Raw genomic sequence first — 12,426 nt, forward strand, 5'->3', positions numbered from 1 at the left:
CAACAATAGGCTACGGCTGTTGTAGTGGTGGTAGGGAATCCTCTTCGTTCACGAAAAGGAGGATGTCAATTCTTTGGCCTCAGAGGCTTTTGACGTTAAGAAGGCAAAAAATCGTCTTTTCCCAGAAGATTAGAAAAAAACTTAAATGAGGAGACTCAGGTCAGAAAACAGGCCTGAACAGCTGGCTTAAAATCTTTTTTATGCCTATGACAAAATCGAGAAGTCGGCCTGACTGTTTGAGATTAAATAAAGTTAAATCGGTAATTTTTTACTTTTAAAAGAAAAACTGAGCGCGCTCGAATTCTCGGACACAAATGTTAAAAGCAAGAATTCAAACAGACAGATGGGCTAAGGAATGGAACTCGCTGACTTATGAACGTCCGTTGTGTGAAGTTACTCCTGGAATTCGGCCAATAGTTCTACTGAAAAATCTTCGTAGAAGGTCTAAACTCGCTGTTTCTGAAAAGTTATTTCCTACTGGAGCTTAAAGCGTGGAAGAACCGGCATACGTGCGAGAAATTTGTTTTGATACTGAAACCACCGGGTTTAGAGCTAAAGAGGGCGACCGTCTTATTGAAATCGGCTGTGTCGAACTTTCCCGTTACGGTATCTCTGAAAATAAATTTCATCGCTTCATCAATCCTCAAAGAGATATTCCTGAAGAAGCCATTCGAATCCATAACATTACTAATGAAATGGTGGCTGATAAGCCAACATTCGAAGAAATCGCCGATGAATTCTTAGAGTTCATCAAAGGTGCAAAGTTAATCGCTCATAATGCTCCCTTCGATGAGTCCTTCTTGGATCAGGAATTGACAAGAATCGGAAAGGGCAAACTCCGCGATCATTGCGTAGATGTTATTGACTCTTTGGAAATCAGCCGTAAAGTGTTTCCTCAGCAGCAGAACTCTCTTGACGCTTTGTGCAAACGCTTAGGCATCGATTTAACTTCCCGTAATGACGGCCACGGTGCATTAATCGATGCTCAGCTTCTTGCTCAGGTCTATTTGGTCCTCAAGCAGGACCAGGAGTCCATGGATATTGACAGTTTGACTCTGTCGGGTAAAAAACTTGATGACATTGAAGATACTCACATCGTCATCAAGGCCAGCGAGGAAGATTTGAAGGCTCACGAAGCATTTTTGGAACTTTTAGCCAAAAAATGCAAAGGCACTCCTCTCTATAAAATGGGTGACGAAGAGTTCAAAGCCTTACGAGAAAAAGAACAAGAGTCTATTAATTCCAAAAAAGCCAAAATGGAACAATTTATCGCGAGTCTCTAAGGAAATAGTCCAATTTAGAGACATCAAGCAGACACAATGCGCAAAAGATAGCGATAATCAGAAAATTAATAAAAAGATTCAACTGTTAGGAAAACATTAAATGGCATTTCAAAACAAAGGCCGCAGAACTCCTTTTAGGCCTAAACAGACGGCAAAATCAGCTGCTTCCTCTGCTATTAAACCTAGAAGTTCGCGCCCGGCGGGTTTTAAATCAAGTCAGGACGGAGAAAATGCCGATTTGCACCTGCCTTCCGCTGCTTTTAGTCCTTCAGCTCCTAAAGGGCCGCGTGTCCCGGCTCAGGACTCTGCTCCTGCAGTAAGCGAAAAACTTCATAAAGTTCTTGCGGATGCCGGCCTCGGCTCCCGCAGAGATATGGAAGAGCTGATTACTCAAGGCAGAGTCTCCGTAAACGGTGAACCCGCTTATATCGGACAGCGCGTGCTTCCGACGGATTTGGTCCGCGTAAACGGCAAGCCTGTCAGACGGGCAATGAAGCAAGCTGAGAGCGTTCCTCAAGTTTTGATTTACCACAAACCGGCCGGAGAAATCGTATCCAAAGACGATCCGGAAGGCAGACCAACGGTTTTTGATCATCTTCCTCGCGCGAGAAACGGCAGATGGATCGCCGTTGGCCGTTTGGACTTCAATACCGAAGGCCTATTGCTCTTTACGACTGACGGAGAATTGGCTAACCGCTTAATGCATCCGAAGTATGAAATCGAAAGAGAGTACGCCGTCCGGATTCAAGGAGAGCTCTCTAAAGAAGATAAAGAAAAGCTTCTTACCAAGGTTATGCTCGATGACGGTCCCGCAAAATTCACTTCCTTAGATGAAATCGGCGGTAAAGGATTCAATCGTTGGTATCAGGTTAAGCTCTCGGAAGGAAGAAACAGAGAGGTCCGCCGCATGTTCGAAGCTGTAGGCATGCCGGTGTCACGCTTAATACGTACTCGTTACGGTTCAATCAATTTGCCTTCCAACTTAACTCGCGGCAAATTCGAAAGACTTCCGAAAGAAGTTGTTGAAGCATGGATTAAAGAATCCGGTTTGGATAAAGAGCCGGTTTCCAAACCGGTGCCGTCCCGTCCTAAGGCCAGCCCCGCCGGCGGAGCTCGCAGAACGAGTTCAGGTCCCAGAGCAGCTTCAGGAGCACCGGGAAGAAGACCTTCCTCCGGGACAAGGCCCGCAGCAAAAGGTCCGCGAAGCGGAAGAAAGCCTGCTTCCGGCACGCCGAGAGACGGAAGATAGTCGATTCGCCGGTAAAATCGGCTGAAGCCTCAAAATGAGAAAGTCTTTTGAGGTCTTGCCTATGCTTTGAGGCAGCAAAATTAATAACTGTATGTTTGCTAAGGGAAAATTACCCCTTGACAAATAATAAAAAACTTTGGAGAAGCGGTAGTTTTTTATCCATTTTTACAAAAACTTCCGCTTTTTTAATAAGTTAGGAGTACAATGCTTGCAAAATTTCGGCAGATTATGAAAATTTGCCGGGTATTTCTGTACCCTTCGGTATGGAAATACACCTGTCAAGGGTTGTAAATAGATGGGCTTTACGCCCGTTTTTTTTTGGTTTAGTTAAGAGGTTGCAGCAGAATGGCGGTTCCATCTCAGGTTTTCGAATTGATTGAGTCGACCGTGGAGGGTCTCGGTTACGAATTGGTTGACGTAGAACGTCTCCCAAGAGGTCTTATCCGCGTCACTATTGATAAAGAAGGCGGCATCACATTGGACGATTGCGAAAAAGTCAGCAATCTTTTGAATCCCGCTTTAACCGTAGACAACGTGGATTTCGATCGTCTCGAAGTCTCTTCCCCGGGTGTGGATCGTCCGCTCAGACGCGCTAAAGACTTCGTTCGCTTTGTCGGCAGCAACGTTCATATCGAGCTCTATACACCGATGACAGGCGAAGGTCTGCCTGCCAACGGCAGAAGAAGAATGGACGGTAAGCTTCTTGCTGTAGAAGGTGATGAAGCTAATCCGACCATCACGCTCGAGCTCATTACTGAAAGATTGGGCCGCACACCGAGCGAAATTGCCAAAGCTAAAGCCAAAGCCAAAAAATCAGGAGAAGCTCAGGCCGCTCCTGTCATCCTCAATATTCCGTTTAAAGACATTGAACGCGCCTCTTTATTGGCCGATTTAGATTTTAGAGGTTCAAAATAAATGAATAAGAATCTGCTTGACTACGTAGAACTCCTTGCAAATGAAAAGAGTGTCGATAAGGAGTTAGTACTGATGGCACTCGAAAGTGCTATCGCCAGTGCTGTTAAGAAATCCGAATTCCCGGGTGAGGACGCTGATATCGCAGTAAAAGTAGACCCTAAGACCGGTGACTACCAGGTTTGGCGTCAATGGCTCGTCGTTCCTGACGACCAGGGCCTTCAGGAGCCGGACCGTCAGATTCTTCAGTGGGAAGCCAAAGAGGATTACTCTGACCAGGGCGAAATGAATGTCGGTGACTATGTCCGTCAGGAACTCAAAGATTACAGCGTCACGGGCCGTAGATTCGCAACTGACGCCCGTCAGGTCATTCTCCAGAAATTGAGAGAAGCCGAAAGAACCAAGAATCTTGAAGAGTTCAAGAACCTCTACAAAGATCAGAAGATTGTTCACGGCCAAATCCGTAAGAATGTCGGCGGGGACTGGATTGTTGAAATCGGCAAGATCGAAGCAAGACTGCCCAAGAGCGAATGCATTCCTCATGAATTGCTGAGAACCAATGACCGTATCCGCGCTTATGTATCTAAGATTGATCCGGCTTCCAGACAGCAGCAGGTCATTTTGAGCCGTGCTTGCAACGAATTCTTAATTGAACTCTTGAAGTTGGAAGTTCCTGAAATCAACGAAGGCCTGCTTGAAATTAAGAATGTAGCCAGAGAACCGGGGCAGAGAGCCAAGATTGCCGTTCAGGTCAAGGACAAGAGAATCGATCCGATCGGTACTTGCGTCGGCGTCAAAGGCAGCCGTGTTCAAAACGTTACGAAAGAATTAAATAACGAACGTATTGATATTGTTCGCTGGTCCGACCAGCCTGTTGAGTATGTCGTCAGTGCTTTGGCCCCGGCCACTGTTACCTCCGTTGTTGTACACGCAGACGCGGGCAAAATGGACGTTGTGGTTGACCAGGAAAACAAGAAAGGAGCCGTTGGTGCTTCCGGCCAAAACGTGAAGCTTGCTTCTAAGCTCACCGGTTGGGATATCAACGTGATGACTGCTGAAGAAGCTGCTGAAGAGAAAGAAAAAGAAATCGGTGAAATCCGCAGCAAGCTTATGCAGTACCTTGAAGTAGACGAAGAAGTGGCAGAAGCCTTGATCGAAAACGGCATTGACACTCTTGAAAACCTTGCCTACGGTCCGGAAGACGAACTCTTCGCAATGGAAGATTTTGACGAAGACACTATCCGCGAACTCCGTTCCAGAGCCCGTACAGGTTTGATTACTCAAGCTCTTGAAAGAGAAGAATTGTTAAAAACAGCCGATCCTAAACTGTTAGAACTTCCTGGTATGGATCACGATCTCGTGGCCCAGCTGAGCAAAAAGGGCGTAAAGACATTAGATGATTTGGCTGATTTGTCCACTGCCGAACTGGTGGAAATGACAAACATGGAAGAGCAGGATGCACAGAAATTAATCGTTGCAGCCCGTGCTCATTGGGACAACTAATCAATACGGTAATAGGAGATAAAGAACTATATGACACAAAACACTGTATCTAGTTTAGCGGCAGATCTGAAATTACCGGTTGAAGAAATTTTGGCTCAGCTCAAAAATGCAGGTCGTCCGCAGAGAAATGCCGATGACGAAATTAATGATATCGACAGACAAATCCTGCTTGATTCATTGAAAGCTGCCCGCGGCAGCGCCAGTACCGGCAAGACAAAGATCACTTTGACTAAGAAGGAAAAGAAAGTGATTACTCAGCCTGCATCAGGCGGCCGTACTCACTCCATCCAAGTCGAAGTCAGAAGAAAGAAAGTGCTGGTTAAGCGTTCTGATATCGAGGCTAAAGCTCGTGAAGAAGCAGAAAGAGCCGCAGCTGAAATCCTGAGACAGAAAGAACAGGAAGCATTGGCCAAGGCTGCTGCTGAAAAAGCAGCTGCTGAAGCAAAAGCTAAGGCTGAAGCTGAACAAAAAGCCAGAGAAGCGGCTGCCCGTGCTGCTGAGGAAGCTAGAAAAGCCGAGGAAGAAAGAAAGGCTAGAGAAGCTGAAGCTCAGAAATTGGCTAAGGAAGAAAGCTTGAAGAAAGAACAGGCTGAAAAATCCGCACGTGAAGCCGCTAAACGCGCTGAAGAAGCCCGTAAGCGTGCTGCTGCTGAGAAAGCTGCTGCCGAAGCTGCCGCTAAGGCCAAAGAAGAAAGCAAGCGCTTGGCTGAAGAACGTGAAAAAGCCCGTAAGAAAGCTGAAGCTGAAGCCAGAGCTATTCGCGAAATGATGTCTGCTCCGAAGCGTGTTTTAACTGCTAAAGCCGAAGAAAGCAAAGATCAGAAAGAAGGCCAGAAGAAACAGCATAAGAACAGCGTCAAGAAAGAAAACAAGGCGCAGAAAGACAACCGCCGCTCTGAAAACTGGGGAGATGAAAACCAGCATAAGAGAACCATGAAGATCAAAGGCGGAGAAAGCAACGACGAAGGAAGCGGCTGGAAGTCTGACCGCAGAAATAAACGCGGCAAGCAGCAGAAGAACACTATGCCGCAGAGACAGCAGCCTGCCGTTCAAGAACCGATTATCCGTGACGTTGTGGTTCCTGAAACCATTACCGTTGCTGAATTGGCTCATAAGATGAGCGTCAAGGCAACCGAAGTCATCAAGCAGATGATGAAGCTTGGTCAGATGGTTACAATCAACCAGATGCTCGACCAAGACACGGCCATGATTGTTGTTGAAGAAATGGGTCACCGTGCCACAGCCGCTAAAGCTGACGATCCGGAAGCATTCTTGGAAGAAGAAGCAAGCGCATTGGCTGAAGTGCCCAAAGTACCGAGACCGCCGGTTGTTACTATCATGGGCCACGTTGACCATGGTAAGACTTCTCTTCTTGACTACATCAGAAGAACCAAGGTTGCTGCAGGCGAAGCAGGCGGTATTACACAGCATATCGGTGCTTACCACGTTGAAACTCCCAGAGGCATCATTACTTTCTTGGATACCCCGGGTCACGAAGCCTTTACTGCTATGCGTGCCCGCGGGGCTCAGGCAACCGATATCGTGATTTTGGTGGTTGCAGCAGACGACGGTGTTATGCCGCAGACCAAAGAAGCTATTTCTCACGCCAAAGCCGGTAACGTGCCTTTGGTGGTAGCTATCAACAAGATTGATAAGCCGGATGCCAACCCTGAAAGAGTTAAGCAGGAATTGGTAGCCAACGAAGTTATGCCGGAAGAATACGGCGGCGACGTTCCGTTTATTCCTGTTTCTGCGAAGACAGGTCAGGGCGTTGACGACCTTCTCGAAAACGTCCTTCTGCAGGCTGAAATCCTTGAACTCCAAGCTCCGGTTGATGCTCCTGCTAAAGGGGTGGTTATCGAATCCAGATTGGATAAAGGTAAGGGTGCCGTTGCATCCGTACTTATTCAGTCCGGTACTTTGAAGAAGGGCGATATTGTCTTGGCAGGCGCCACCTACGGCCGTGTAAGAGCCCTCTTGGACGAAAACGGTAAGACCGTGACCTCCGCAGGTCCTTCCATTCCGGTGGAAATTCAGGGCTTGTCCGATGTCCCGGCAGCCGGTGACGAAATCATCGTCATCAATGACGAAAGAAAAGCCAGAGAATTGGCCAACTATCGTCAAGGCAAATACCGTGACGTTAAGCTTGCCCGTCAGCAGGCAGCTAAGCTTGACAACCTGTTCAAGGACGGTGACGAAGGTCAGAAGTCCTTGTCCTTGGTCATCAAGAGTGACGTTCAAGGTTCTCAGGAAGCCTTGGTCCACGCTCTCACCAAGCTCTCCAACAAGGAAGTTAAGGTCTCCGTGGTTCACGCAGCCGTCGGCGGCATCAGCGAATCCGATATCAACTTGGCTATCGCCAGCAATGCAGTAGTTATCGGCTTTAACGTTCGTGCGGATTCTCAAGCTCGCAAGCTTGCGGAAAACAACGGTATTGACATCCGCTACTACAACATCATTTACGATGCCGTAGATGACGTTAAGGCTGCCATGAGCGGTATGTTGGCTCCGGAACGCCGTGAAAACCACGTCGGTCTTGTCGAAATCCGTCAAGTCATCCGCGTTCCCAAAGTGGGAACCGTTGCAGGCTGTATGGTGCTCGAAGGAGTGGTTAAACGCAATTCACATGTCCGTCTTTTAAGAGACAATGTGATTATTTGGACAGGAGAGATTAACTCTCTGAGGCGCTTCAAAGACGACGTCAAAGAAGTTAAGGCCGGTGCCGAATGCGGTATCTCTTTGAAGAATTATGACGACATCCAAGTCAATGACAGACTTGAAATCTTCGAAGTCGAAGAAGTCGCAAGAACGATTGAATAATCCTTCTTAGAAGTCGAAAGCAGAAGGGCCGGCGGGCTCTTTTGCTTTTTAAATGAATGGAGAACAATGATGATTAAACCAAGCAAACCGGGTCGTGCAAACCGTATCGAAGAACAAATCCAAAGAGATTTGGCGACAATGATTCCGAAAGAATTAAGCGATAAGAGAATTGGTCTTGTTACGATTACAGGCGTTAAAATCACGCCGGATTATGCCCATGCCACAGTGTATTTCACTTCCATCGGCTCTACTCCGGAAGCCTCCGAAGAAGCTCTCAACAGTGCATCTCCGATTCTTTACCAGAGAATCTTCAAACTGTTGAAGATCCACACCGTTCCTCAGCTTCACTTCGTCTACGACAAGAGCGTTGAAGACGGCTTTGAAATGGACCAGCTCATTAAGCAGGCCCGCGCTGAGGACGCTGAAAAGATTAAGGAGTAAATTTTGTCCCGCAGAAAAAAAGGAGACAAGATTGACGGTGTTTTAATGCTGGATAAACCGGTCGGTCTTTCCAGCAACACCGCACTGCAAAAAGCCCGGAGAGCTTTAAACGCTCAAAAGGCAGGTCATACGGGAACCTTAGACCCTTTTGCATCGGGGTTGCTGCCGTTGTGCTTCGGAGAGGCTACAAAGTTCAGTGCTGATTTGCTTCACGCTGATAAAGAATATGTTGCTTCTATAAAGTTCGGAGAAACAACTACGACAGCCGATGTGGAAGGAGAGATTATTGAAACCAGACCGGTTGATTTCACAGAGGAACAGCTTCATAAGGCTCTGGAATCCCTTACCGGTGAGATTGACCAAATCCCGCCGATGTATTCCGCGTTAAAGAAAGACGGAGTCCGTTTATACGAATTAGCCCGTCAGGGACAAGAGATCGAAAGAGAGCCCAGACGAGTTACGGTTTACGAGCTTGAACTTTTAAGTTTTAACAAACCTGAAGCGGTGGTTAGAGTTAAATGCTCCAAAGGCACGTATGTGCGTGTGCTTGGCGAAGATATCGGCAAGATTCTCGGATGCGGAGCACATTTAACGGCTCTGAGAAGAACAAAAATTGCGGATATCGACATTTCTGAAGCTGTCAGCCTGCAGGATTTTGAGGAAGCTGACATTGCCCGAAGACTTGATATGCTCGATCCTCCGGACAGACTTCTTAGTCAATTAGAACCTATTGAATTAAAAGAAGAGTTAGCTGTTCGTTTTTTGCATGGTCAAAGTATTAGGATAACGAGATCTGAAAATTCAGAGAAAAAAGTAAAAGTTTACAGACTGTCAGACGGTAAGCGCGAGCTGCTTGGATGCGCTCGGCTGAGTACTGACGGCGTTCTTTCCCCGGAAAGATTAATTTCGAAAAGTAGTAATTAAAGTAAATATATGAATCGCTCAATTAGAAATGTGGCAATTATTGCTCACGTGGACCATGGTAAAACAACCTTAGTCGACAAGCTTCTCCAACAGTCCGGAACATTCCGTGAGAACCAAGCAGTTGCAGAACGAGTCATGGACAGTAATGACATCGAGCGCGAACGCGGCATTACCATTCTCGCAAAGAATTGTGCGGTTGATTACAACGGTACTCATATCAACATTGTTGATACCCCGGGACACGCTGACTTCGGTGGTGAAGTAGAACGTGTTTTGTCTATGGTTGACGGCGTACTTCTGTTGGTTGACGCTGTTGAAGGCCCGATGCCTCAAACACGTTTCGTGACTAAAAAAGCTCTTGCTCAGGGCCTGCGTCCAATCGTTGTGATTAACAAGATCGACCGTCCGGGCGCCCGTCCCGAATGGGTTATCAACCAGACTTTCGATTTGTTTGACAAACTCGGCGCAACAGACGAACAGTTGGACTTCCCGGTCATTTACGCTTCTGCTTTAGGCGGTTATGCCGGATTTACTGAAGATGTTGAAGAACTTAAGAAAATCGGCAACATGAAGGCGATTTTCGATACCATCCTTGATCACGTCCCGGTTAGAGACGATGATCCTGACGGTCCTTTGCAGCTGCAGATTTCCTCTTTGGATTACTCCAGTTACGTCGGCAAGATCGGTATCGGACGCATCAAGAGAGGCAAAATCAAACCTCTCCAGGAAGTTGTCATTATGAACGGTCCGGATTCCACTCCTAAGAGAGCCAAGGTCAATCAGGTCTTGAAGTTCCAAGGTTTGGAAAGAAAAGTTGTTGACGAAGCTCAGGCAGGAGACATCGTTCTTATCAACGGTATTGAAGACATCGGTATCGGTACAACGCTTTGCGATCCTGCTGCACCGGAAGCTCTCCCGCTGCTTCATGTTGACGAACCGACCTTGACAATGAACTTCCACGTCAATACTTCTCCGCTGGCTGGTAAAGAAGGTAAATACGTCACTAGCCGTCAGATTCGTGAAAGACTCGAAAGAGAACTTAAGAGCAACGTGGCTATGCGCATGAAGCCGACTGACAACGAAGGTGTTTTTGAAGTTGCAGGCCGCGGCGAATTGCACTTGACCATTCTCATTGAAAATATGAGACGCGAAGGCTATGAATTAGCAGTTTCCAGACCACGCGTACTTTATAAAGAAGTTGACGGCGTAAAGATGGAACCGTATGAAAGCTTGACGGTCGATGTTGAAGAAAATCACCAGGGCCCGGTTATGGAAGAATTAGGCCGCAGAAAGGGTGACCTTCAGGATATGCAGCCGGACGGTAAAGGCCGCGTCAGACTCGAATACAAGATTCCGGCACGCGGTTTGATCGGCTTCCAGAACGATTTCTTGACAATGACTCGCGGTACCGGCGTTATGAGCCATGTATTTGACGAATACGCACCTGTTAAATCCGGTGACTTAGGTGATAGAAGAAACGGAGCCATCATCAGCCAGGATGACGGTACTTCGGTTGCTTACGCGTTGTGGAAGATCCAGGAAAGAGGCCGCCTGTTCATTGGTCCGGGAGAACCGATTTACGAAGGTATGGTTATAGGCATCCACTCAAGAGACAATGATATTGTCGTTACACCGATTAAGGGCAAGCAGCTGACCAACATTCGTGCTTCCGGTACAGACGAAGCCATTCGTTTGGTTCCTCCAATCCAGCTTACTCTTGAAAGCGCCGTTGAATTTATTAACGATGACGAACTTGCGGAAATTACGCCAAAGAGCATCAGAATTCGTAAGCGCTGGCTGAAAGAATTCGAACGCAGAAGAGCTGCCCGCGGAGACGAAAGAGTTGGCCCGGGAATCTAAACCTAGCGATATGTGTCCTTGCGGCAGCGGAAAACTCTATTCCGACTGCTGCGGACCCTTTCATGACGGAAAAGCTGTTCCTGAAACGCCGGAACAGCTGATGCGTTCCAGATATTCTGCTTTTGTCGTGAAGAAGCCGATGTATCTTCTCGACACTTGGCATCCTACAACGCGACCGTCTGAGCTTAATTTGGATGATCCGGTTAAATGGCTTTCTTTGAAGATTAAAAGCACCGGTTTCATTTCACCCGATGAAGGCTTCGTTCATTTCATTGCCCGCGGCTTGATTGCAGGACGCGGATTTAAGCAAGAAGAAAAGAGTAGATTCTTGAAAGAAAACGGACGATGGTTTTATATAGACGGGATCCTATCCTAATTTTTGAAGTTGCCTTCTGGCAGCTTTTTTTAGTTTTATGAACAATAAAGATTCTTGGAAATTCTGTGTAGCTCCGATGCTGGACTGGACAGACAGACATTGCAGATATTTTCATCGTCAGTTGTCTAGAGACGCCCGCTTGTATACGGAAATGGTGACAACCGGGGCATTGATATACGGTGACAAGCCCAGACATTTGGACTTTAATAAAGAAGAGCATCCTGTAGCCCTTCAGCTTGGCGGCTCCGATCCGAAAGACATGGCAGCCTGTGCAAAATTAGCTCAGGATTGGGGCTATGACGAAGTTAACATTAATTGCGGATGTCCGAGTGAGCGCGTTCAAAAAGGCTCTTTCGGTGCCTGCCTAATGTCGGAACCGGCCTTGGTTGCCGATTGTGTAAAGGCGATGAAAGATGCCGTAGACATCCCTGTCACGGTTAAGCATAGAATCGGCATCGATAAAATTGAAAACTACGACTTCGTCCGAGACTTTGTTGGGACGGTATCCGAAGCTGGGACAAATGTTTTCATTGTTCATACAAGAAACGCTTGGCTCAAAGGTCTTTCTCCAAAAGAAAACCGAGAAATTCCTCCCCTCAAAAGAGAGTTTGCATACCAGCTTAAAAAAGATTTCCCTGAACTGATCTTTGTAATCAACGGGGCAATTCAGGATTTAGGTCAAGCCGAAGAACAGCTCAAGTTTGTGGACGGCGTAATGGTAGGCCGTGCTGCTTACAACACTCCTTGGCTTTTAAGCGATGTCGACGACAGACTCTACGGCGACAGTCATGAGCCGATTACTCGAGAAAAAGTCATTGAGGTCATGACTGAATACTTGAAGACAGTAGAGTCTGATCAAAGAGCGGTAAGGGCGGTTTGCCGACATATGCACGGGCTGCTTACAGGGTTAGCCGGCGCTAAGGCATGGAGAAGGACATTGAGCGATTCAGCAGCCATCGAGCATGAAGGCTCAAATATTCTTAACTATGCCTATGCTAAAGCCGGTTGGTCGGACATAGAAAGATATTGGGACGCGGACGACGATAATTTTGGCTAGA

Annotated in this window: 10 protein-coding genes; all 10 read left to right on the forward strand. The window is 47.1% G+C overall.

Annotation, left to right across the window (positions count from 1 at the left end; genetic code table 11):
• Window positions 1–491: 491 nt before the first annotated feature.
• The 10 genes from dnaQ to dusA all read left to right on the forward strand — a co-directional run bounded on the left by dnaQ (window position 492) and on the right by dusA (window position 12,425).
• Window positions 492–1,283, forward strand: a complete 792-nt coding sequence (gene dnaQ, locus RDK53_RS08900) for a DNA polymerase III subunit epsilon (protein WP_308514232.1) — start codon at window positions 492–494, stop codon at window positions 1,281–1,283.
• Between the two features lie 100 nt (window positions 1,284–1,383).
• Entirely contained in the window at window positions 1,384–2,532 is a 1,149-nt protein-coding gene (rluB, locus tag RDK53_RS08905) for a 23S rRNA pseudouridine(2605) synthase RluB (RefSeq protein ID WP_308514233.1), read from the forward strand.
• 345 nt (window positions 2,533–2,877) lie between these two features.
• Complete coding sequence (gene rimP / locus RDK53_RS08910; protein ID WP_308514234.1) at window positions 2,878–3,447, forward strand: ribosome maturation factor RimP; 570 nt, start codon at window positions 2,878–2,880, stop codon at window positions 3,445–3,447.
• Window positions 3,448–4,947 (forward strand): transcription termination factor NusA, encoded by a 1,500-nt coding sequence (gene nusA, locus RDK53_RS08915; protein WP_308514235.1) that lies wholly within the window; start codon window positions 3,448–3,450, stop codon window positions 4,945–4,947.
• A 30-nt stretch (window positions 4,948–4,977) separates the two neighbouring features.
• Window positions 4,978–7,767 carry a translation initiation factor IF-2 gene (gene infB, locus RDK53_RS08920; RefSeq protein WP_308514236.1) on the forward strand — a complete coding sequence of 930 codons (2,790 nt, stop codon included), beginning with the start codon at window positions 4,978–4,980 and terminating at the stop codon, window positions 7,765–7,767.
• Between the two features lie 66 nt (window positions 7,768–7,833).
• Entirely contained in the window at window positions 7,834–8,208 is a 375-nt protein-coding gene (rbfA, locus tag RDK53_RS08925; protein WP_277030836.1) for a 30S ribosome-binding factor RbfA, read from the forward strand.
• Window positions 8,209–8,211: 3 nt separating this feature from the next.
• Window positions 8,212–9,132: a tRNA pseudouridine(55) synthase TruB gene (truB, locus tag RDK53_RS08930; protein WP_308514237.1), complete on the forward strand. Its 921-nt coding sequence runs from the start codon at window positions 8,212–8,214 to the stop codon at window positions 9,130–9,132.
• A gap of 9 nt (window positions 9,133–9,141) precedes the next feature.
• Window positions 9,142–10,992, forward strand: a complete 1,851-nt coding sequence (gene typA, locus RDK53_RS08935) for a translational GTPase TypA (protein ID WP_308514238.1) — start codon at window positions 9,142–9,144, stop codon at window positions 10,990–10,992.
• Entirely contained in the window at window positions 10,976–11,368 is a 393-nt protein-coding gene (locus RDK53_RS08940; protein ID WP_308514239.1) for a YchJ family protein, read from the forward strand. Before typA ends, RDK53_RS08940 begins: the two co-directional genes overlap by 17 nt.
• Before the next feature lie 37 nt (window positions 11,369–11,405).
• Window positions 11,406–12,425 (forward strand): tRNA dihydrouridine(20/20a) synthase DusA, encoded by a 1,020-nt coding sequence (gene dusA / locus RDK53_RS08945; RefSeq protein ID WP_308514240.1) that lies wholly within the window; start codon window positions 11,406–11,408, stop codon window positions 12,423–12,425.
• The last annotated feature ends 1 nt before the right edge of the window (window position 12,426 follow it).

Origin of the sequence: uncultured Turicimonas sp. (assembly GCF_902477955.1) — a bacterium.
GTDB lineage: Bacteria > Pseudomonadota > Gammaproteobacteria > Burkholderiales > Burkholderiaceae_F > Turicimonas.